This window comes from Clostridium sp. JNZ J1-5 (genome assembly GCF_053901425.1).
In genome coordinates this window covers 550,580-574,687 of the sequence record NZ_CM132773.1, presented here as the reverse complement: position 1 = coordinate 574,687, position 24,108 = coordinate 550,580, and the positions used below count along the sequence as shown (strand labels likewise).

The 24,108-nt window shown below is 29.1% G+C and carries 22 protein-coding genes; 20 read left to right on the top strand and 2 right to left on the bottom strand.

Annotation, left to right across the window (positions count from 1 at the left end):
- The first annotated feature begins 26 nt into the window (after positions 1-26).
- The 19 genes from ACWW38_RS02935 to spoVAE all read left to right on the top strand — a co-directional run bounded on the left by ACWW38_RS02935 (position 27) and on the right by spoVAE (position 18,747).
- Positions 27-1,373, top strand: a complete 1,347-nt coding sequence (locus ACWW38_RS02935; RefSeq protein WP_456259331.1) for a glycosyltransferase — start codon at positions 27-29, stop codon at positions 1,371-1,373.
- Positions 1,374-1,383: 10 nt separating this feature from the next.
- Positions 1,384-2,376, top strand: a complete 993-nt coding sequence (locus tag ACWW38_RS02930; protein ID WP_456259330.1) for a D-glucuronyl C5-epimerase family protein — start codon at positions 1,384-1,386, stop codon at positions 2,374-2,376.
- A 7-nt stretch (positions 2,377-2,383) separates the two neighbouring features.
- Complete coding sequence (locus tag ACWW38_RS02925) at positions 2,384-3,454, top strand: glycosyltransferase family 4 protein (protein ID WP_456259329.1); 1,071 nt, start codon at positions 2,384-2,386, stop codon at positions 3,452-3,454.
- 160 nt (positions 3,455-3,614) lie between these two features.
- A complete protein-coding gene (locus tag ACWW38_RS02920) occupies positions 3,615-5,111 on the top strand; it encodes an O-antigen ligase family protein (protein WP_456259328.1) in 1,497 nt (498 codons plus the stop codon).
- Between the two features lie 28 nt (positions 5,112-5,139).
- Positions 5,140-6,165, top strand: a complete 1,026-nt coding sequence (locus ACWW38_RS02915) for a glycosyltransferase family 2 protein (RefSeq protein ID WP_456259327.1) — start codon at positions 5,140-5,142, stop codon at positions 6,163-6,165.
- A 159-nt stretch (positions 6,166-6,324) separates the two neighbouring features.
- Positions 6,325-7,578 (top strand): O-antigen ligase family protein, encoded by a 1,254-nt coding sequence (locus ACWW38_RS02910; protein ID WP_456260403.1) that lies wholly within the window; start codon positions 6,325-6,327, stop codon positions 7,576-7,578.
- Between the two features lie 75 nt (positions 7,579-7,653).
- Positions 7,654-8,328, top strand: coding sequence for a sugar transferase (locus ACWW38_RS02905; RefSeq protein ID WP_456259326.1), 675 nt, complete (start codon positions 7,654-7,656; stop codon positions 8,326-8,328).
- A gap of 23 nt (positions 8,329-8,351) precedes the next feature.
- Positions 8,352-9,077, top strand: coding sequence for a WecB/TagA/CpsF family glycosyltransferase (locus ACWW38_RS02900; protein ID WP_456259325.1), 726 nt, complete (start codon positions 8,352-8,354; stop codon positions 9,075-9,077).
- Between the two features lies 1 nt (position 9,078).
- Positions 9,079-10,506, top strand: a complete 1,428-nt coding sequence (locus tag ACWW38_RS02895; protein ID WP_456259324.1) for a flippase — start codon at positions 9,079-9,081, stop codon at positions 10,504-10,506.
- 31 nt (positions 10,507-10,537) lie between these two features.
- Positions 10,538-11,668: a glycosyltransferase family 4 protein gene (locus ACWW38_RS02890; RefSeq protein WP_456259323.1), complete on the top strand. Its 1,131-nt coding sequence runs from the start codon at positions 10,538-10,540 to the stop codon at positions 11,666-11,668.
- Between the two features lie 105 nt (positions 11,669-11,773).
- Complete coding sequence (locus tag ACWW38_RS02885; RefSeq protein WP_456259322.1) at positions 11,774-12,352, top strand: nitroreductase family protein; 579 nt, start codon at positions 11,774-11,776, stop codon at positions 12,350-12,352.
- A 186-nt stretch (positions 12,353-12,538) separates the two neighbouring features.
- Positions 12,539-13,177 (top strand): cyclodeaminase/cyclohydrolase family protein, encoded by a 639-nt coding sequence (locus ACWW38_RS02880; protein ID WP_456259321.1) that lies wholly within the window; start codon positions 12,539-12,541, stop codon positions 13,175-13,177.
- Positions 13,178-13,224: 47 nt separating this feature from the next.
- The gene (locus ACWW38_RS02875; protein ID WP_456259320.1) at positions 13,225-14,985 is read left to right on the top strand and encodes an Eco57I restriction-modification methylase domain-containing protein; all 1,761 of its coding nucleotides are present in this window, start codon (positions 13,225-13,227) and stop codon (positions 14,983-14,985) included.
- Between the two features lie 164 nt (positions 14,986-15,149).
- Positions 15,150-15,485: an anti-sigma F factor antagonist gene (gene spoIIAA / locus ACWW38_RS02870; protein ID WP_456259319.1), complete on the top strand. Its 336-nt coding sequence runs from the start codon at positions 15,150-15,152 to the stop codon at positions 15,483-15,485.
- Positions 15,486-15,500: 15 nt separating this feature from the next.
- Entirely contained in the window at positions 15,501-15,929 is a 429-nt protein-coding gene (gene spoIIAB, locus ACWW38_RS02865; RefSeq protein ID WP_456259318.1) for an anti-sigma F factor, read from the top strand.
- A 49-nt stretch (positions 15,930-15,978) separates the two neighbouring features.
- Positions 15,979-16,734 carry an RNA polymerase sporulation sigma factor SigF gene (gene sigF, locus ACWW38_RS02860; RefSeq protein WP_456260402.1) on the top strand — a complete coding sequence of 252 codons (756 nt, stop codon included), beginning with the start codon at positions 15,979-15,981 and terminating at the stop codon, positions 16,732-16,734.
- Between the two features lie 113 nt (positions 16,735-16,847).
- The gene (spoVAC, locus tag ACWW38_RS02855; protein WP_456259317.1) at positions 16,848-17,300 is read left to right on the top strand and encodes a stage V sporulation protein AC; all 453 of its coding nucleotides are present in this window, start codon (positions 16,848-16,850) and stop codon (positions 17,298-17,300) included.
- Between the two features lie 72 nt (positions 17,301-17,372).
- Positions 17,373-18,389 (top strand): stage V sporulation protein AD, encoded by a 1,017-nt coding sequence (gene spoVAD / locus ACWW38_RS02850; protein ID WP_456259316.1) that lies wholly within the window; start codon positions 17,373-17,375, stop codon positions 18,387-18,389.
- A 1-nt stretch (position 18,390) separates the two neighbouring features.
- The gene (spoVAE, locus tag ACWW38_RS02845) at positions 18,391-18,747 is read left to right on the top strand and encodes a stage V sporulation protein AE (protein ID WP_456259315.1); all 357 of its coding nucleotides are present in this window, start codon (positions 18,391-18,393) and stop codon (positions 18,745-18,747) included.
- A gap of 45 nt (positions 18,748-18,792) precedes the next feature.
- Here spoVAE and ACWW38_RS02840 read toward each other — a convergent pair whose 3' ends face one another.
- Entirely contained in the window at positions 18,793-21,375 is a 2,583-nt protein-coding gene (locus tag ACWW38_RS02840; protein ID WP_456259314.1) for a PBP1A family penicillin-binding protein, read from the bottom strand.
- Between the two features lie 271 nt (positions 21,376-21,646).
- Positions 21,647-22,174, bottom strand: a complete 528-nt coding sequence (gene hpt, locus ACWW38_RS02835; RefSeq protein ID WP_456259313.1) for a hypoxanthine phosphoribosyltransferase — start codon at positions 22,172-22,174, stop codon at positions 21,647-21,649.
- Positions 22,175-22,314: 140 nt separating this feature from the next.
- Between hpt and hflX the strand changes: the two genes are divergently transcribed.
- Entirely contained in the window at positions 22,315-24,099 is a 1,785-nt protein-coding gene (gene hflX, locus ACWW38_RS02830; protein WP_456259312.1) for a GTPase HflX, read from the top strand.
- The last annotated feature ends 9 nt before the right edge of the window (positions 24,100-24,108 follow it).

The following is a 24,108-nucleotide window of genomic DNA, read 5'->3' as shown; positions in this document are numbered from 1 at the left end:
TAGTAAGCTATAGGATAGGTGATAGTATGAAGAAAAATGTACTTTCTGTAATATATTTTTTCCCACCTATGGGAGGAAGCGGAGTTCAAAGAACACTAAAATTTATTAAATATATGCCCGATTTTGACTATTTTCCTGTAGTTGAAACAGTAGAAGAAGGACATAATTTTGCTTATGATGAATCACTATTAGATGAAGTACCTAGTACTGTAAAGGTCTATAGATCTAATGCAGGAGAAACATTATGGCTAAGAAATATAATTGAAAAACTTAGTTCTTTAAGAAAAAGAAAGAGTACTGAAGATAATAGTGAGGAAAAAGATAGCTCTTCAAATGATTCAAGCTCTTCTTCACCAGGATTAAAGGATAGAGTATTTAGATTTATAGATTCCAATTTTTTTATACCAGATAGTAAAATTAGGTGGTATAAGCATGCAGTAAAAGATGTAGACAAAGTAATTGAAAATGAGAATATAGATTTTATATTTTCATCATCTTATCCATACACTGTTCATTTAATAGCACTGTATGCAAAGAAAAAATATAATTTGCCATGGGTAGCGGATTTTAGAGATCCTTGGGTAGGAAATGTGTTTATGACCGAAGGACATTCAGAAAAGAGGAAAAAGAAAGAAGCTGCCATGGAAGCAGAAGTTATAAAATATGCAGATAAGATAATAATGGTTACTGAGCCTATATGTGATATGTATAAAAAAAGATATCCTGAATATAGTGATAAGTTCGTAACTATAACTAACGGGTTTGACAGTGGAGATTATACTAATATAAATACTGTAAGGGAAGATGAATTTACAATATGCTATTCCGGGATTTTAACTGAAGGACAATCACCTGAAACACTTATAAAAGCTATAGAAAAATTAATAGAATATGATAATGAAGTAAAAGAAAATATTAAGATAAAGTTTATTGGATACATGTTAGATGAATACAAATATATGTTTTTAAACTCATCCCTTAAAGAAAAACTGTTTGTACTAGATTATATGCCCCACAAGGATTGTTTGGAGCATATGAAAGGTGCTGATATAAACCTTATGATTTTGGCAGATAAAGAAGAGAGTAAGGGTGTATTCAGTGGCAAAATTTTTGACTATATAGGAGTTGAAAAGCCTATATTGGGAATTATGCCAAAGGGTGTAGCATCAAACTTGATTTTACAAAAGAATATAGGTAAATCTTTTAACCATGGAGAAGTAGATGAGGTTTATGAATTTATAAAAGAGAACTATTACTTGTGGAAAGACAATAAAGGTGTCTCTACAAATGCAAAAGAGAAGTGCGCAGAATTTGATAGAATAAATTTAACAAAACAGTTAGTAAGTTTATTTGATGATTTAAAATCTAATTGAGGTGTTTTAGATGAAAATTAGTGAAATGATTAAGGCTTATGGTGGAATGATATTTGGCAAACAAGACTATTGGCATCCAAATATGATTGCATGCGAAAATATAGTGAAGGATACTATTGGTTGCTACTATGTAGACACAAGACCAAAACACATATATCCTGGAAAATTTGATGAAAAAAATATACCGTTATTAAATTATAACGGAAAAGATGAGTATTTTCCTGTGACTATAGCACAATATGCCCTTGGCAATTTTGATAAATATATTGATACAAATGATTATAAGTATTTTCAGGTCTGCAGCAATTGTGCTAGATGGTTTGTAGACAATTTACAAGAGATAAAACCTGGGGTATATGGATATATAAATGATTATGATAATGAAGTATACGGAATTTCTAAACCTTGGTTATCGGCGCTAGGGCAAGGTCAAGCAATGTCTGTTCTAGCAAGATGTTATAGTGTTGAAAAAAAAGAAGAGTACTTAGAATGTTGTAAAAAGCTTCTTAAATCATTTATTGTTAAAAGCAAAGATAAGGGTGTACTTGCCTACTTAAATGGAGAAATGTTTTATGAAGAGTATCCATCAGCTCAGCCGTCCTTTGTGCTAAATGGTTTTATATTTTCCCTATGGGGATTATTAGATTTTTATATTGTAGGTAATAATGAAGAAGCTAAAAAATTATATGAAATAGGGTTAAATACTCTTAAAAATAATTTGCACAATTATAATATTGGTAAAATTAATTGGTCTAAATATGATTTATATACATATAAAGTAACTAATATAACAAGCATATTTTATCATAAACTTCATATTGAACAGTTGAAAGCTATGTATACATTAACTGATGATAATATTTATAAGCATTATTATACTAAATGGGAAAAAGCTAAAAATAATAAATTAATCTATATGATAGCTACTATATATAAAATAAATCATAAGTTATCAGTAAGAAAAGAAAGCAGTTATGTACCTTCGCTGGATAAGGAGGAGTAATTCTTATATGAAAATTTGTTTTTTAGGAGATGCAGGAAGTATACATATTCAAAGATGGTGTGAATTTTTTAGAGATAATGGAGATACAGTTTATTTACTAAGCTTTAGAGAAGGAAAAATAGACGGGGTAGAAGTTATTAGCCTAGGAAAAGACATGGAAGTAAACAGTTCGGGAGGTAATGCCCATTATCTGAAAAAGATACCTTATGTAAAAAAAATAATAAGAGAGATTAACCCAGATGTTGTTAATGCTCATTACTTAACAAGTTATGGATTAATAGGTGCTTTATCGGGTTTTAAACCCCTTATTGTATCTACTTGGGGTAGTGATATTTTAGTAACGCCTTATAGGAATGTGGTATACAAAATGCTAACTAAATATGTAATTAAAAAGTGTAACTTACTAACCTCTGATTCAGAATTTATGACTAGAAAAATTATTGAACTAGGCGGAAGTGAAGATAAGGTTATAACTGCACCTATGGGGATAGAACCTCAGGTATTTAACAGTAGCGAAAGAAATAGAAAAGATAAGGTAACTAGCTTTTTAAGTATGAGAACTCTATGTGAAAACTCTAATATAGATGTTATAATAAAAGCTTTTTATAAACTTTCAAATGAATTCAATGATATAGAATTAACTATAGTTAATGATGGAGAGTTAAGAGAAGAATTAAAAAATATGATAGATGAACTTAATCTAAATGATAAAGTAAAGATATTAGGAGCAGTAAGTAGGGAAAGAGTAGTAAGCTTACTTAAAGAGAAGGATATCTATGTATCAATACCAACATCAGATTCCACTTCAGTTACACTGCTAGAAGCTATGGCTTCTGGTATTTTCCCAGTTGTTTCTGACTTGCCTGCTAATAGAGAATGGATTAAAGATAGGTATAATGGATATATATTGAAAAACATATCAGTAGATGAACTATATGAAGCCATGAGAAATACTTTAAACAATTTAGATTTAGTAAATGAAACCGTAACTATTAACAACAAAATCATAAGTGAAAGAGCTATATGGCAAGATAATATGGGAAGAGTACGAGATGAATACTCGAATTTATTAAAATAGGACTATTAGCTTGGAATTAAAATCAACTTGCAAAACAAATACTAAAAGCTTATAATAACTGAGTATTTAATTAGTAAAAATTAAAAGTTAATTGTTTTAATAAAAAATTGGAAAAGCTAAAGATGAGTAGTTGTTAAATACAAAATGATGGGGGAAAAAGATGAGTATTACCACGAATATAAAGAATGAAATTTATAATGAATTTGCTGATTACCTTAGATATTTACTGAAATATAAAAAAATTATTATACCTATATATTTATTGGTAGAGATAGTTATCTTTATGCAAATTGGAAGAAGCAATACCTTTATGATGCTAAGCTCATTATTTATCAGTTTATTTATTCTTTGCTCAGTGTTCTTAATGTTTAAAGATTTTAGAACTACTCTAAGAATATTCGCTATATCAATACCTTTGATACCTATAATTCAATATTTATTGTTTAGGTTAAATATGGAGTGGCTTGGTGGATTTATATATGTTTTCTACTTTGTAATTTTTCTATTAAATAGTTTTAGAGAATTAAAAAGTGGAAATATAAATTTTAGAGTTTTTAAGAAAAATAAGAGCTATCTTTTGGTAGGTATTATATATTTAATACTTACTATTTTAGGAATTTTATCTGTAGCTAATAGTAGATATAAGCTTGAAGCTTTCAACTTTCTATTCTTAGGATTTATAATAATGATTGTTTTTAGCATTATTATGATCTCATATACAGGTGAAGAAAAAGATTTCGTTAATGACATAATATTTTATTTATGTATAGGTGTTGCATTATCAGGCATACCAGATACTCTTATTGCATTTTATACTATATTAACTACTGGTACAAATCAACATTTATATGGAGCACTAGGAAGTAATTTTATGCTTGGGTATACTATAATTGCACTTCCTTTTATAGTGTACAACTCAGTGAACAAGGTAGAAGATAATAAACGTTATTATATGTATAATTTGATGATGTTTATAGAAATTTTTGTGTTGGCAACTCAAAGATCTAGAGGTATATTATTGACACTAGTTGTATGTTTTTTATTAATTTTTCTTTTGAATGTAAAAAAGAAATTAAAATATTTACTTATTACAGGAATTGTTTTGATTAGTGTAACTTACAATGTAACCTATAGACCAGAATTTAATGAGTTTAGAGAAGCATTAAAAGAAAATCCAGAAGTAACAGTAAATATATTTTCAAAAAATCAATTTATTAATAATCTGCTGCAACAGACTAAAAATAGAAGACCGATATGGGGAATTACTTTTAACGTTATAGCTGATCATCCATATTACGGTATAGGTCCTGGGCACTATAAATATTATTATTTAGAATATGGTGGTTCTATTGAAAGAAGTTATAAGGATTCACACAATGTAATACTAAATATAGTTGTTGATTTAGGGATACCTTTTGCTACCGTATTTTTCTTAAGTATTTTTGTATTGTGGTTAAAAGCTTTTATTAAAGGCATAAAAATCAAGGAGATAAAAGAAAAAAGGCCTTTATTCTTATGTTGTATAGGAATAATGTGTTTTATGATCTATGGAAATATAACTGGGCAAGCATTTATGACATTTGTTTCTCCTATAAGTATTGTTCCAGCATTTGTATTTACTGTAATTACTACAGCAATGGTATTAAAAACAAGTTAAATTTAGTTCCTTATTTAGGAGTGGTATAATGGAAAAAAATAAAACAGTATCTATAATTATTCCTTGTAGAAATGAAGAAAAGTATATATCACAATGCGTTGATTCTTTTTTAAATCAATCATATTCAAAAGAACACATTGAAATAATAGTAGCAGACGGAATGTCCAATGATGGTACTAGAAAAATACTAGAAGAGTATTGTTTGAAATATAGCAATGTTAAAGTTATTGATAATAAAGGATTATCTGCACCAAGAGGTATGAATTTAGGGATTAAATCAAGTAATAGTGATATAATTATAATATTTGGAGCTCATGCATATGCAGATAAGGACTTTGTAAAAAATAATGTAAGATATCTAGAAAATAGTGAAGTAGGGTGTGCTGGCGGACCTATAGAAACAATAAATGATACTAGTATAGGCAAAGCTATATCATTGGCAATGAGTTCTCCTTTTGGAGTTGGAAATGCATTATTTAGATATGCACAAAAGGAAACTTATGTTGACACTGTAGCATTTGGAGCTTATAGAAGAGAAGTATTAGAAAAAGTAGGATATTTTGATGAGGAATTAGTAAGAAATCAAGATGATGAATTGAATTATAGAGTTATTAAGGGTGGATACAAAATAATACTATCTCCAAGTATTAAATCTACTTATTATGGTAGAGGATCTTACTCTAAGCTTTGGAAGCAATATTATCAATATGGCTTTTGGAAAGTAAGAGTTATGCAAAAACATGGAAAGACTGCTTCACTAAGACATCTTGTGCCTGCAGCTTTTGTTTCCTGCAATTTATTGGGAGTGATATTAGGTATATTTTTTAAACCAATTTTAATGTTATGGCTTCTGGAAGTGATAGCTTATTTGGCTTTAGATTTGACATTTTCAATAAGGTTGCCAAAAGGAGAAAAAGGGATTGCTAAATATCTAATGCCTGTATTTCCTATTTTACATATGAGCTATGGGCTAGGTTTTATAAATGGTATTTTTGCTTTCTATTTATTTAAATCTAATAAATTGAAGGAAAAGAACTCACAAATGTCTAGATAAATGTTTAATGTGTTATATTTACCTAGAAGAGAGTAGTTGAAAGATATATAAAATAATAATATAATTTATATAAAACAGTTAAGCACGCTAAATTGCGTGCTAATTTTTCGGAAATATTAATGTGAATATTAAGATGGTAAAAGGGGTGATACCTTGAGAGTGCGTGAAAATTGTGTGGGTTTTATGCTTTGTATTTATATAATATTTATGCCGCTAATTCCAAATAATTTTAATATAAAAGGGATTGGTATAAGAGGAGACTATCTTCTATTGATAATATTTTTAGTTTATATAATTAAACTAATTATAGATAGAAAGACTAGAATGAGTTTTTATGAAGGAATTGTAGGCTCATTTAGAGATCCAATTAGCATATTTATGATGCTTTTATTCATAGTGATGATAATTTCAATTAGCTATTCACCTAATAAAAGTATAGCAATCAGTGAAAGTATTAGATTTTTAACTTATATAATAACATATTTCATAATTAAATATGAAATTAAAACAGATATATTAGTAAATAGAATATTAAATAGTTATGTAATAGCTACATTTTTAATAAGTGTTTTTGGGATAGTTCAGTACTTTACTAAAATCGGATTAGATAAAAAATTTATTTATGATACTTCAAAATACTCTGTAGCATTAAGGATAACTTCAACATTAGATAATTCAAATACACTAGGAGCATACCTAATAATAGCAGTGTTTCCGTTAATAATGATATCTATATACGAAAAAAATATAGTTAAAAAATCAATGTATATAATAACAACACTATTATCTATAATTACCATTGTGCTTACTTTTTCACGTAACGCATGGTTAGCATTTTTACTTGGAATATTTATTTTAATTGTAGTATATAATTGGAGGTTTATATTATTCTTAATTTTTGGATTAGGTCTTAGTATGTTTATTCCACAAATAAGAAGTAGGGCAATGGATTTTAGATTAGTACTTAAAGATCCTAGAGTGAATTTATGGAAGTTAGCTATCAAAATGATAAAAGAACATCCTTTATTAGGTGTAGGAAATGGTAATTATTATGACCAGTATGCAGAATATATAAAAAAATATCCAAAACTACAATACAATAGTTATACTCACTTTCTTACGCATAATTCTTTCCTTAAAGTAGGAAGTGAATTAGGATTAATAGGAATAGTGCCTTTTATAGGATTTTTAGTATCTATCCTTATAAAGTTAAAGACTTTATTAAATAACTTAGGCGATAATCTATATAAATTCTTTTATAGAGGCTTCTATATATCAGTAATAGTATTTTTATTAATGAATATGTCGGATAACTTATTTTTCGTACCTAAAGTAACTATGTATTTCTGGATTTTAGTAGCTATTTCTCAGTCAATTCTTTATAATAAGATAAGCACTAGAAGAATATTTTAAAAAATAGATATAAAATGTTGACTTATTATCATATTTATTTTGTATAAAGAAAGTAGCTTTAATGGAGGGTATAGTATGGATTTTAACACTATAAATTTTGACGTTAAAAGTATAAAACTAGATATGGACAAGGATATAAAGGGGAAAAGGCTACAGTTTGTTTTCAAAAGAATACTTGATTTCTTATTAGCGCTTATAGGAATTATAATATTGCTGCCTATTTATCTTATAATTATTATTGCTATTAAGTTAGATTCAAAGGGACCAACAATATTTAGACAAGTACGAGTTGGAAAAGATAATGTACCATTCAAAATATATAAGTTTAGAACTATGGTTATAGATGCAGAAAAAAAACGAGAGTTAGCTATTGACTGTGATAATATTGAAAACTTTGTTTTTCAGAGTAAAAGTGATAATAGAATAACAAAGGTTGGTGCATTTTTAAGGAAAACTAGTTTAGATGAAATACCTCAACTATTTAATGTTCTACAAGGAAATATGAGTCTAGTTGGACCAAGACCAGAAATTCTTGATGTTGTGAAGTTCTATCCGGAGGAATATAAGCAAAGACTATGGGTATTGCCAGGAATAACTGGACTTGCTCAGATTAGTGGAAGAGGAGAAATAGAGCTAGGAAGAACAGTTTATTACGATTTAACCTACATTAAGAACTTTTCACTATTATATGATATTAAAATATTAATAAAAACTGTTATAAATGTATTTAAAAGAGAGGGAGCTTTCTAACTTTTAAATAAGTAGGGGGACGTATGTTTACAAAAATACTTAATTATAAAGTTTTTGGTGGATCAAAAGTTGAATTTATTAATTATATAAGTAACTTTGAAAAAGTAAATATTATTTCAGGAAATCCAGAAATTTTATATAGAGGCACAAATGATGAAGTCTTGTATAAATTTTATACGGATTCTAGAAGCATAATAATACCAGATGGAGTTGGTACTGTATTAGCTTCAAAAATAGCCAAAAATCCCGTAAAGGAAAGAATAGCGGGAATAGAGGTTATGGATGAAATAATAAAGAATTGTGAAAAAGAAGGAAAAGGAATATATTTAGTAGGTGCTAAGCAAATAGTTTTAAAAGAGTGTATCATAAATTTAATATTTAAGTATCCTAATTTAAAGATTTTAGGAAGTAATGACGGATATTTTGATTTAGATAATTGTGACGGGTTAATTAAGGATATACAAGAAAAAAAACCATACGCACTATTTGTGGCAATGGGATGTCCAAGACAGGAGTTATTCATATCTAAATATATGGATAGACTTCCTTGTAATATTTTTATGGGAGTAGGTGGAAGCTTTGATGTTTTTGCTGGTAAGGTAAGCAGAGCTCCTAAGTGGATGAGAAATCTAGGATTAGAATGGCTCCATAGAGTATTAAAAGAACCCCAAAGGATTGGAAGACTAACATGTATACCTAAGTTTTTATTAAAGGTAATGTTAAATAAAAATAAAAAGGGTATCCAATAGGGTGGTGTTAGAAATAAATAAAATAGCGAAAAACTTATTATCAATAGGGTTATCTAGTTTTATAGCCCAACTAGTAATGTTTTTTATGATTGCATATTATGCAAGAATTTTAAGTGTTGAAGGTTTTGGTAAAATTAATCTTGCTCAATCTATATTAGTGTACTTTAGCATGATTACTCTATTTGGATTCCAGACTTTAGGTACAAGAGAAATATCAAAAAATAAAGATAAGCATGGAGAATTGGTTGCACATATAACTTTTATAAGATTTATAGTAGCAATACTATGTTTTATATTAATATTAGCTATATCCTTTACTGTAAATAAAGGTATAGCATTTAAGAATATATTAATAATATATGGACTAACCTTATTTCCTATTGCATTTAACATAGACTGGTTTTTTTCAGGATTACAAGAAATGCATCATAATGGAATATATAACGTTATAAAAAGTGCACTGCCATTTATACTGTCTATTACTTTCTTTAAAAGTGAAAGTCAAATATACTATATACCAATTTTTACCTTGATAGGTCTTATAATGGCTGTTATATATCAAATGTATATATTTTTCATTAAAAAAAGGTTGAAAGCTTCAATAAGGCTTAATAAATCAATATTGAAGAAATATATAGTATCTACAATCCCCTTTTTAATTTCGGGATTACTATCCATGATTAATTGTAATATAGACTCTATAATCATTGGATTTACAAGAAGTGAATACGAACTAGGAATATATTCATCAGCTTATAAGATAGTATTCTTTTTAATTAATCTTATTGCAGTAATATTTACACCATTTTTTCCCCTTCTGATAAGTTACTTTCACGATAGGGATGTTAAAAATCTAGAAAAAATAGTTAAAAATATTTGTAAGATAGTGATATTAATAGGATTCCCTATATTAGTAGGGGGAATTATATTATCCAAGGATATAATAATTTTATTATTCGGTAAAAAGTATATAGAAGCGTATTTGCCTTTTATTATACTCCTAGTTTATATATTTATATTATTTATGAGAGAAACTTATGGATATAGCTTAAATGCTTGGAATATGGAAGATAAATATTTAAAAAGTGTTATAATATCATCGTCAGTAAACTTAATTTTAAATTTGATATTTATTCCTAAGTTTGGTATAGTAGCTGCTGCTACTACTACTTTGATTTCAGAGATAATTAATTTTGCAATTATGAGAAGTTATTCAATTAAAATTGTGGAAACAAACTATACTATAAATATGATAAAGCTAATTTTACCAATAGGAATAATGGCTTTATCAACAATAATTCTAAAATATTTTAATATAAATGTTTTACTAAATATATTAGTGGCTATAATTATATATTTCTTGTCAGTAATATATTTTAAGTATATTTCAAAAGAAGATATAAAAAAATTATTAAAGAAGAACAGTTGATGATGTGAAAATAACATCTAGAAGGTGATAAGTGTTGAGATATTCTGTTTTATACCCTAATACAAAAAATGTGAATTTAGTCAAAGAGATGGGGATGATACCATATAAGCTTCATAAGCTCTATGGATATGATTCAAAAATTGCCTGTTACAACCTAGATGAATATACTTATTTAAACGATGAGGTTAAAGGCTTAAAAATAGACTTTGTAGATAGAAAATTTAACAGATATAGCATTGATGGATTAAGATATTTAAATAAGGAAGCTAAGAACATAGATATACTTCAGATATTTCATGTAACCTTATATTCTTTACTATATGCCTATAGGTATAAGATGCTTAATCCAAAAGGGAAGATATATTTAAAATTAGATTGCAGTCATAAACTTATAGACAAAATAATGTCTTTGAATAGAATTCAGTACAAGCTCCTAAGGCAATATTTCAATAAGGTGGATTTGGTAAGTGTAGAGCAAAAGGCTTTGTTAAATAAACTAAAAGAAATTTTGCCAGATCAAAAAGATAAAATTATTAATATACCTAATGGAGTGGATTTTAAGTATTTAGAAAGAAAAAATATATTTTACGATTATAAAATTAAGGAAAATATAATTTTAAATGTGGCTAGAGTAGGTACAGAAGAAAAAAATACAGAAATGTTGTTAGAGGCATTTAAAAATATTAAAAACATTAAAGACTTAGGCTGGAAGATGGTTATAATAGGACCAATAGAAAAGCATTTTGAAAAATACATTAATAAGTATTTTAGAGATAATCCTGATATGAAGAATTTAATTGAATTTAAAGGACCTATGGAGGATAGAGAAGAATTATTTAAATACTATCAAAAGACTAAGATATTTTCTCTAACCTCAAGATTTGAAAGCTTTGGAATAGCATTCATAGAAGCTGCAGCCTTAGGAAACGTCATTGTTTCAACAGATGTAGGGATTGCTAGTGAACTTATAGACAATGATAATGGAGCAGTAGTTAAAGTTGGAGATACTAAAGCGTTAACTAAAAAATTTGAAGAATTCATTACATCAGAAAAGTTGTGCGATTACTCTCTTAAGACATACGAAATATGTAAAGAAAATTTTGATTGGGATAAAATAATATCTAATCTAAATAACAATTTAAAAAATTTATTAAATGATTAAAACTTTTACTGACTTAGTATATATAAAGAAGTAAGCTTATTACTTTTTAAATTTGAATAATAACACTCCTTTCTACGGATAATAAGGTAGAAGGAGTGTGATTTTATGCAATTTTATGATGTAGTAAAAAAAAGAAAAAGCATAAAGAAATATAAAACTAACGAATTAGATAGAGAAAAGCTATTAAAAGTAATTGATGCAGCTATGATGTCCCCATCATGGAAAAATGAAACTCCATATAAGTTTATTCTTATAGACAAGGATATTATAAAACAAAATATAGCAAATACAATAATAAATAAAAGCAGTGATGCAGCTGCAGCTGTTTTAAATGCTCCAATGACTGCTATAATAATAGCTGAGCCAGGAGCGTCAGGAAACATGGAAGGAAAGGACTACTATTTAGTTGATAGCGCAATTGCAATGGAGCACTTTATTTTAGCAGCTACAGAAGAAGGATATGGTACTTGTTGGATTGGTTCTTTTGATGAAAAAAAGATAAAAGAATTATTAGCAATTCCTGATAATATGAGAGTAGTAGCTTTAACACCTATAGGTGAAGCACAAGAAGAAGAGGAAGAAAAACCTCATCATGCAAAAAAAGATGTACATGATTTTGTATATATAAATAAATGGAATGAATCTTTTATGGACCAGAACGTAAAGGTATTAGTTCATCACTAACCTATTATTGGCACTTATTTCATAATGCTAATATAATCTCTAATCACTAATATCTAATCCCTAATATCTAGTTCCTAAGATTTTTAGCGATTATGAGCTAGTGATTAGAGATTAATTTCTGTTTTCTATAAAATAAATATACAATTAAAGCAAAGTTAAATTTTACAAAAGAAAGGGGTTATAATATTGCAAAAGGAATTAAGAATAGAAGAATATATAAATAAGCTATCTTCTAATAGTCCAACACCGGGAGGCGGAAGTGCTGCAGCATTAGTAGCTGCACTATCAAGTTCATTAACATCTATGGTATTTAATTTGACTATTGGAAAGAAAGTATACAATGACTTAGACAAGGAAGAAAAGCAAAAAGTAGATAATGCACTAAAAGCTTCAAATGAATATAACAATCTACTTTTAGAATTTATGGACAAGGATGGAGAAGCTTTTATAAGTCTTATCAGAGCATTTAAATTACCTAAAGATACAGAAGAAGAGATAAGAGTAAGAAGTCTAGAAATAAGTAAGGGATATGATAATGCACTTAAAATTCCTTTCAATTTAGCAGAAGAAAGCTTAAAATTTTATTCTAATGTACTTATAGCAGCTGTGTATGGTAGTAAAAATGTTATATCTGATGCTGGGGTAGCTTCTATATTGCTTTATGCAACTATTGAGAGCTCTGTGCTAAATGTGAAGATAAACCTAGGTGGTATAGAAGATAAAGCATATAGAGAAAAAGTAGATAATAGATGTTCTAAAATATTAGAGGAAGCTTTGAGATTTAAAAATGAGATAGGAAAAATTGTAGATTCAAAAATTAGTTAAAATATGTTTTAATTAATGCCATTATACTGATTTTGGAGAGATGAATGATGCTTAAAATTTTTTTAGATAAAGTCGATGAACTATATAATATAATAGATACGCCTATTGATAATGCTTATAAGATAATGGCTATAGAAAATTATAAAAAGTATTTTAATATGAACGATGAAAGGTTTTCTAATACTTATATAAAGTTTATAGAAAAGGAAAAAGGTAAAGAGAATGGTGTAGTTTATACCCCAGAGGATATAGCTAATTACATGGCAGATAATATACTAGAGGCTTCAGAGGTAATAAATAATCCATTTATAAAAATACTGGATCCTGCTTGTGGATGCGGAGATATTTTGATAGCTTGTTATAAAAAGTTAAAGTCAATATATGAGAGTAATTTAGAAGCTATTAACAAAAATAGTAGTCTTAATATTAAAGAGCAGGATATATCAAAACATATAGTGGAGAATAATCTCTATTGCTGTGATATTGATGAGGCAGCATTAAAAATATTAACTATAGATTTGTTTGAAATAAGTGGTTATATGAATAAAAATAATATAAATAATCTAGACTTTTTAACAGACAATATCGAGTTGAAATATGATGTAATTATAGGTAATCCTCCTTATATAGGACACAAGTCAATAGATAAAGAGTATAGTAAAAAATTAAAATCCTTATATAAAAATATATACAAGGATAAGGGAGATATTTCTTATTGTTTTTTTCAGGGAGCTTTAAATAGACTTAGTAAAAGGGGAAAACTGTCATTTATTACATCTAGATACTTTATTGAATCGCCAAGTGGGGAAGAATTAAGAAAAATACTTAAAGAGGTCTGTTCCCTATATAAGATAGTTGATTTTTACGGAATAAGACCATTTAAAAAAGTAGGAGTAGACCCTGTTATAATTTTTTTAATTAATGAAACTGACGTGGTAGACAACATCGAAATAATAAAGCCTATACATAGTTCCAGAAAGCAGAAGGATGCTTTTTATAAATCATTATTTTTAAATAAAGGTGATTTGTATAAAAAATTCTATTTATCAAAAAACCTTCTTAATAATAAGGGCTGGATATTAAGAGACGAAAAAGAGAGATATATAATATCAAAAATAGAAGAAAAAAGTTTTACACACTTATATAATATATGCGACAGTTTTCAAGGTATAATTACTGGATGTGACAAAGCTTTCGTAGTTAATAGTGAAACTATATCGAAAGAGAATTTAGAGAAGGATATAATAAAACCTTGGATAAAGAGTAGTTATATACATAAGGAAAAGGCGGATTTTGAAGATACATATTTAATATATTCTGATTTAATAGAGGATCAAGAAAAATATCCCAATGTTATAAAGCATATAGAGAGACAAAAAAATAAGCTTTTACAGAGGAGAGAATGTAAAAGAGGAGTAAGAGAATGGTATCAGCTCCAGTGGGGAAGAAAAAAAGAAATTTTTGAAAAAGAAAAGATTATTTTTCCTTATAAGTCAAGCGTTAATAGATTTACGTTAGATAAAGGTAACTATTTTAGTGCAGATGTATACGCATTAATCTTAAAAGATAATGTTCCATTTACATATGAATATCTAATATCACTATTAAATAGCAAAATTTATGAGTTTTATTTCCAAAGTTTTGCAAAAAAGTTGGGTGAAGATCTATATGAATACTATCCTAACAATTTAATGAAATTATGTATACCAACCATGGGAATAAAAGAAAAGCTTAATGAATTTGAATTAAATGAACTTTTTGGATTTAATGAAGAGGAGATTAGAATAATAGAAGAATACACTATATAAAAGATATTCGCAAAAGGAATATCTTTTTTTGTGTATAAATAATAAAAAAATGGCAAAAATTAAATTAGTGGGAAAAGTTTTTGAAAAATAGAAGGAAAATTATGGATGCTATAGAATTAAGTATATTAGTGCAATAATAATTATAGAATCATTGGAGGGATAAAATGAATCTTAATTTTCAAAATAAAGGGGATAAGCTAGTCGTACATATGGTAGGAGAATTAGATCATCATAGTGCCGAAGAAGTTAGAAATAAAGTAGATGATAGGCTAGAAAGAGAAGGTTTCAATAAACTTGTTATGGATTTTTCAGGGGTAACTTTTATGGATAGTTCTGGAATAGGCGTAGTTATAGGAAGATATAAAAAGCTATCTTCAAAAAAGGGAAAGGTTTATATAACTAGGGTTAATGGATGTGTAAAAAGGGTCTTTGAACTATCAGGTATGTTTAAGATTATTCCTGTATACGAAAGTGTAGAACAAGCACTAGAGAATATGTAGTAGGGGGGAAATACAATGAGTCATAATAAAATGAGAATAGAATTTTTAAGTAAATCAGAAAATGAAAGTTTTGCAAGAGTAGCAGTTGCCGCTTTTGTATCGCAATTAGATCCTACTATTGAAGAGATAACTGATATTAAAACTGCAGTATCAGAAGCGGTTACTAATTCAATCATTCATGGATATGGAAATAAAGATGGTACAGTAATAATAGAGGCTGAAATAAATGATAATGAGGTAACCATAACTGTAGAAGATAATGGAGTAGGTATAGAAGACTTAGAACTTGCTATGCAGCCATTATATACCTCAAGACCTGATTTAGAGAGATCTGGTATGGGGTTTACTGTTATGGAAACCTTTATGGATAAGTTAACTGTTGAATCAAAAAAAGAAAGTGGAACTAAGATACAAATGAAGAAAAAATTTAAATCATTGGATTGATAATTTCTTTAAGAAAGGAGGAAAAACCTTGTAATTGGTTTATGTGAATATGAATGAAGACATGACTAATAAAAATCAATATAGATATGAGGAAAACTTAGAGCTTATAGAGAAAGCTAAAGCAGGAGATAAGGATGCTTTAGATAAACTGGTTGAGAATAATTTACCTCTTGTCTCATCAATAAGCAAAAAATTTCTTAATAGAGGTTATGAATACGATGATATTTTCCAGATAGGATGTATTGGTCTTGTAAAAGCAGTAAATAATTTTGATGCAACATATAATGTACAATTTTCAACTTATGCAGTTCCCATGATTATGGGAGAAATTAAGAGATTTCTTAGAGATGATGGATTAATTAAAGTAAGTAGGAGTATAAAATATGCCGCTAGAAAACTACATTATGACAAAGAAAAGCTTACTAAAAAATTAAATAGAGAACCAACAATTGAGGAATTAGCTGAATACTCAGGTATGACTCCAGAAGAAATTTTATTTTCTACTGAAGCTATTAATGAACCAAAATATTTATATGATACTATTCATCAAGATGATGGTTCACCAATTTTTTTAATTGATAAGATAGGTAATAATGAGGATGAAGGTAAGGAGTTAATTGACAAGATTGCATTAAAAGAGGCATTAGGTAAATTAGATGCTAGATCCAGACAAATAATCATATTAAGATATTTTAAAGATATAACTCAAGTAAAAGTAGCACAAATGCTAGGAATAAGTCAGGTACAAGTATCAAGAATAGAAAAAAAAGTTTTAAAAACTATGAAAGAGAAATTAAGTGGATAGGATACAATAATGTGTATCCTTTTTTTTATATGGTTTTTACGTTTAAAATTTAGAGAATTGCAAAGAATAGCTATTAGATGAAAGTAAAATTAAATTATAAGAAGGGTATGGATATGAGCGTAAAAGAAGAACAAATAAAGAAAAAGTTTCAGACTTTAGCAGATCAAGAAATACCTAAATCACATTTACTGAGAGATTGTATAAGAGCTTTTATTGTTGGAGGATTAATTTGTGATGTTGGTCAAGTTTTTAGTAATCTATATAGTAAATTAGGGCTTTCAACACAAGATACCGCAGCATATGTATCTATAACAATGATATTTATAGGTGCATTGTTAACTGGATTGGGAGTATATGATAAAATAGGAGATTTTGCAGGTGCAGGTTCTGTAGTTCCAATAACAGGATTTGCAAATTCAATAGTAGCACCAGCGATGGAGTTCAAAAAAGAAGGATATGTATTTGGAGTAGCAGCTAAGATGTTTACTATAGCAGGACCTGTGTTAGTTTATGGAATAGGTTCGTCCATAATTGTTGGAATTATATATTATTTTATAACCCTATAATTACAATTAAAGCAGTTATCATATAAACTAGGATACCTTCTAAAAAACGAGATAATAAAGAGGGGTGTGTTTATGACCAAAAGAGTAGGAAAACAAACTGTAAGATTAGATAGTAAACCTAAAATAATTGCAACTACTAGTATAGTTGGACCAAAAGAGGGTGACGGTCCATTAAAAGACTATTTTGATGTAATACTGCAGGATGATTTAAATGGTCAAGATAGTTTTGAAAAGGCAGAAAGTAGTATTATGTATAAAGCTGTACAAGAAACTCTAAAAAAAGCTAATTTAGAGGAAAAGGATATACATTATCTAGTGGCTGGTGATTTGCTAAATCAAACAGCAGCGTCAAATTTTGCAGCTAGGGATGTTGACATACCATTTTTAGGATTATATGGAGCATGTTCAACCATGTCTGAATCCTTGGGAGTAGCATCAATACTTATAGACGGTGATTTTGCTGACTATGCAATTGCTACAACATCATCACATTTTTCTTCGGCAGAAAGACAATTTAGATTCCCGTTAGAAATGGGATCACAGAGAACGCCTACAGCTCAATGGACGGTTACAGGTTCTGGAGCTATGTTATTATCAAAAGAGGGAAATTTTCCATATGTAACCTATGTCACAGTTGGGAAAATAAAGGATTATGGGCAAACTGATCCTAATGATATGGGATCTGCTATGGCTCCAGCAGCAGTAGATACATTAAAACAACATTTTCAGGATACTGGTAGAAGACCAGAAGATTATGACTTAATTGCAACAGGAGACCTAGGAAAAGTAGGTAAAAAAATTACAAAAGAACTTATCAAAGAGTATGGATATGATATTTCAAATAACTATATAGATTGTGGTGATGAAATATTTGATAAAGAAAGGCAGAAGGTTCAAGCTGGAGGAAGTGGCTGCGGATGTTCAGCGGTAGTAAGCTGCGGATATATATATAAAAATATGCTAAAAGGTAACTTCAAAAGAGCTTTGATAGTTTCTACAGGTGCCCTAATGAGTCCTACTACATCTCTTCAAGGAGAAAGTATTCCTGGAATAGCTCATGCAGTGTCCATAGAATTTGGAGGAAAATAATATGAATGATTATATTATGACTTTTTTAGTTGGAGGAATTATATGTGTTATAGCACAAATTCTGATGGGAAAAACAAAGTTAACTCCAGGCAGAATATTGGTTGTATTTGTGACAGCAGGGGTAATACTTGGAGGATTGAACATATATGATATAGTAATTAAATATGGTAAGGCTGGTGCTACTGTGCCATTACCTGGATTTGGATATACTTTGGCTAAGTCGGTAATGAAAGAAGTAGATGCAAATGGATTTTTAGGCGCATTTACCGGAGGAATAAAAGGGACAGCTGCAGGAATAAGTGCTGCAATATTGTTTGGCTATTTGATGGCTGTATTTTTCAATCCTAAAACTAAATAAATAATAAAGAGGAAGCTAATGCTTCCTCTTTATTATTTATTTGGTTTACGGAATAATTTTATTATTTTTTTTAACTTTTCCGGGGTTCTTTTGGTTTTGTCCAGTATTATCTATATTGGTATTGCTATTATCATTAGTAGAATCATTTGGTGTACCTGAATCACCAGGAATTTCATTATCATTTGGATCTATGGTGCCTTCATCTGGATTTTGGGTGGTATCATTGTTTTTAGTGCTGTCATCAACTTTTTTATCAGGCGGTGGTGCTGTATTATCTAATTCTTTAGGCAATACATAGGCCTGATCTCCTAAGGTAACACTCGGAGTGTAGTCTCTCCTTATAAATACTCTAGATTCAGTTAATATAGATGGTGTAAAAGATGAAGCTAATTTACCTGTTAGTTTGTTTATCTTAGCTAAAACATGAATGTTATCAACGGCAGTTGGAACAGTACCATTAATAAATAATTCAGTGTAAACTTGGCTTCCTCTTGGATCCTTATAGGATAGCTCAGAAGGTAAAAGCCCAGAAACTCTATCTACCGAAGCACTAGTTATTCCAGAAGGAGCTGCTATATCCTTAGCAGGAAGTTCTTTTACTGCTTCATTCATTATTTTACCTAATAAATAGGCTGCATCACTACTGTATATACCTTGATTAAATTTATTTTCTACCCAAACTGATCCAGAATAATATGGAGTTAGTCCACAGAACCAAAGATTTTTAAAGTTAGTAGAAGAACCAGTTTTACCAGCAAGTGGTATACCACTGTTGTTGTAAGAAGAATTTGCACGGTAGGCAGTACCACCTCTTACAGGTTCTTTTAATAAATCGTACATTATATAAGCAGCTTGTGGAGATAAAACTTTTTTAGTTTCAATTTTAGTTTCAAGTATAGATTTGCCAGTTCTATCTACAACCTTTGTATAAAGTCTAGGTGATGTATATAAGCCATTATTCCCAAACACACCATAGGCGTTAGCCATAGTGAAAGTATTAGTTCCATAGTTTAATTCTCCTAGTGCTAAAGCTGCCATACTACCCTTATCTACATTGTCAAAGGTTATTCCAAATTTTTCTCCATATGCAACGCCAGTATCTTTACCTATCATATCTTCTAATTTTACAGCATATACGTTCACTGAGTCTTTAATAGCGTTTCTCATATTTAGGTAACCAGAATATCTACCATTAGAGTTTTGTGGCTGCCAAGGCTTACCGCCAGAGGCGTATTTATTTGCCATTTCTGATGGGAGAGGAGAATCCTCTAATACTGTAGCAGCAGTAGCTAATTTACTATCAATAGCAGGTCCATAAACTGTTATTGGTTTTATGCTTGATCCTGGAGGGACACGGGCATCTAATGCTCTATTGTAAGAAGATGCTGGCTGTTTTCCACGTCCTCCTATTATAACTTTTGTTTCACCTGTATGATAATCAACTAAGACAGCAGAAGCTTGAAGCTGTTCTGAACCATCTGCAGACTTCTTTGAAAGTCTAGATAGCTTCTCATCTTCATCTAATATCTTCTGTGTTTTAACCTGCATATCTTTATTCATTGTACTATAAATCTTTAATCCGCCATTAACTAATAAATTTTCAATTTCATCATCGCTGTAATTATACTTTGATTTTAGATCTTTTTTTACATCGCTTACAACTGCTCTAGAGAACCATTCAAAATTATATTTATCATAACTTGAGTTAGGCTTGCCTATTACGACAGTACCTAAGGTTTGTAATTCCTTATCGGAAGTTACTTTAGATTTTTCTGTATTCAAATCAGCAATTGCTTTATTATACTGTTCCTCATTTATATATCCATTATCTTTCATCTTGAAAAGAACGGTTTTTGTTCTATTTATATACTTAGATGGATCCTTTTTAGATGTACGAGAATATGGATAGTATACTGAAGGACTTTGAGTTAGTCCTGCAATAAACGCACATTGAGTCAAGCTTAAGTTTTTAACACTAGTACCAAAATATTGCTGAGCGGCAGCTTCTACTCCTACAGCTCTACCACCAAGGAAGATAGAATTTACATAGGCTTCTAGAATTGTCTCTTTATCAACTTGCCTTTCAAGCTTTGGAGCTAGGTATAATTCTTGAATTTTTCTTTTTAATTTTTCTTCAAAAGTTTTTCCAGGTGTTTCAAAGAGTGTAATTTTCATTAACTGTTGAGTTATAGTCGATCCGCCTTGTAAGCCTGATTTACCTTTAATAACATTTTTAATGTCTGCAAAAACTGCTCCACCTATTCTTTTTATATCTACACCTTTATGGTTAAAAAATCTTTCATCTTCAATGCTTACAAAGGCATTTACAAGATTTTTAGGCATATCCTCATATTTTATAATAACTCTTTTTTTATCCGTTATTATACTATCCACATAATTACCCTTGTCATCAAAAATTTTTGATGCTTCGTTAGCAGCTATAATTGTGCTTATATCTAAGTCAGGTGCAGTCTTTATTATTGCTAATGCAAGGCCGCCTGCAGCAATTCCTATAAATAGTACTAATATTAAAAAAGATATCATTATTATTTTAAGAGGTTTATACTTCTTTTTTTTCTTCTTATTTTTTTTAGACTGATGTCCTTTGACATTTTTGCTTTCAGTCATAAATATTCCTCCTTAATCACACTGAACATACTGTAATTAACATTATAACATATAATGAAATTATACACTATTTTTGTGGTCTTGATAACATTAAATAGAACTTGCTATTCTTATAGAAAGATTTACAACATATTAATTAATAATCAATATTTTGGGGAAGATAGGTATATAAAGAATAAAAAAATAGGCAGCAGTGGTATACAACTACCTATTTCATAAATGAATTAGAAATAAATTAAAAATTACTATGCAAATGCATAGTAATTAAAATTTAGTTTTCTTCCCAATTAAAAACATAAGGTACATTTCTGTAATAATCACCATAATTTAAACCGTAACCTACTACAAATACATCAGGAATTTCAAAGCAGCAATAATCAGGTTTGATTTCAACTTTTCGCCTATCCGGCTTATCTAGAAGCACACAACAGTTTACGCTGTTTGCACCTAGGGATTTTACGTGATTCATTACAAATTCCATTGTAATACCAGTATCAACTATATCATCTACAACTAAAACATCATAGCCTTTAACGTCATCTGGAACATCATTTACTATTTTTACTTTACCAGAAGATTCTTCACTATGGCCATAACTAGAAGTAGTCATAAAACCTATTTTTGTTGGTACAGAAATATGTCTTACCAGGTCAGCTGTGTATATGAAACTTCCTCTAAGTAATGATAAGACATAAAGTTTTTTGCCTTCATATTCAGAGGAGATTTCCTTAGCTAATTCAGTTATTCTTTTTTGGATTTTTTCTTCGTCTATTAGTATATTTCTTTTTTTATTTTCCATTGTAATCCCCCAAACTATAGATATTTACAATATTGTTTTTATAGTATAAAATTATATGAAAGTTGTCAAGTGAAAGATTATAATAAATTACGAAAGTTATGTAAAATCAGGTAGAAAAAACGCAGAAAAGAGGGAAGTATATGATATCAGGTAATATAGAGGGCATAAGAAAATCTCTTATAAATAGATTGGAAAAGATTTATGATAACAAATTAGAAAAAGATATTATTGCAAGTAATGAATTAATAGAAACTATCTGTCAGATTACTGAAGAAATAAATAAGGAAATAAGTGTAGCTATTGATAGGAAGGGAAATATAACTGGCATATCAGTGGGGGATAGTACAACTGTCGAGTTGCCAATTATGGATATAAAGGAAAAGAAACTTTCAGGAATTAGAGTTATACATACTCACCCTACAGGAAATTCTATGCTTTCTACTTTAGATATATCAGCTTTGATAAAACTTAAACTAGACTGCATGGCTGCAATAGGAGTAGAAGATGGAAAATGTAAAGAAATAACATTAGGCTTTTGTGCAATAGAAGAGGATAAATTAATTGCAGAAGTAACAAAGCCTATGGGTCTAGAAGAAACACTTCAATTAAACATATTAAAAATAATAAATCATATTGAAGAAAGCTTAAAAAACAATGAAGTGTACGAAGAGCAAGGTGAAAGGGCAATTTTAGTTGGGATAGAAGATGAAGAAAGTTTAGACGAGTTAGAAGAATTGGCAAAAGCTTGTAATGTTAAAACAGTTGGAAAAGTTCTGCAAAGAAGAAGCAAGATAGACACTGCATTTTTCATAGGAGAAGGAAAAGTTGAAGAAGTGGGAATGCTAAGGCAGGCAAAAAATGCAAATATAATTATTTTTGATGATGAATTAGCTGCATCTCAGATTAGAAACTTAGAAACATATACAGGGACTAAGGTTATAGATAGAACTACACTTATTCTTGAGATATTTGCTAGAAGAGCAAAAAGTAAGGAAGCTAAGATTCAAGTAGAACTTGCTCAACTTAAATATAGATTACCAAGATTAACTGGAATGGGAGCTATTCTATCTAGAACAGGCGGTGGAATTGGAACAAGAGGTCCAGGAGAGAAAAAACTTGAAATAGATAAAAGACATATAAGAGACAGAGTACACGACCTTACTAAGGAATTAGATAAAATTAGAAAAAATAGAGAGATTCAAAGAGATAAAAGAAGTAGGGAGAGTATTCCAAAAGTATCCCTTGTAGGATACACAAATGCAGGTAAATCTACGTTAAGAAACAGATTATGTGAAATTGCTTCACCAAGGGATATATTTCAAAAAGAAAAAGTGTTTGAAGCAGATATGCTGTTTGCAACTCTAGATGTAACTACTAGGGCAGTAATCTTGCCGGATAATAGACTAATAACTTTAACTGACACAGTAGGTTTTGTAAGAAAGCTTCCTCATGATTTAGTAGAAGCATTTAAATCAACTCTAGAGGAAGTGATAAACTCAGAACTGCTTTTACATGTAGTAGACGTTTCATCAAATAAAGCTTATGAGCAAATTGAAGCTGTTAATGAAGTTTTAAGTGAGCTGGGAGCTATAGATAAACCTATAGTGCTTCTATTGAACAAGATAGATAAGGCAAATATAGATGATATAAAAAATATAAGAGATAAATATAGTAACATGGAAATTATAGAGATTTCCGCTAAAGAAGGTTTGAACCTTGATGAACTATTAGCTACTATATGCAAAAAACTGCCTAATCCTTTAAAAAAGGTTGAATATTTAGTACCTTACACTGATACTGCTATTGCTGCTTTATTACATAGGTCTGCTAAAGTATTAGAAGAAGAATACAAAGAAGAAGGAACTAGAATTGTGGCCATGGTTGATGAAGAAGTTCATAATAAGTGTAAAAAATATCTAGTATAATTTATGGTT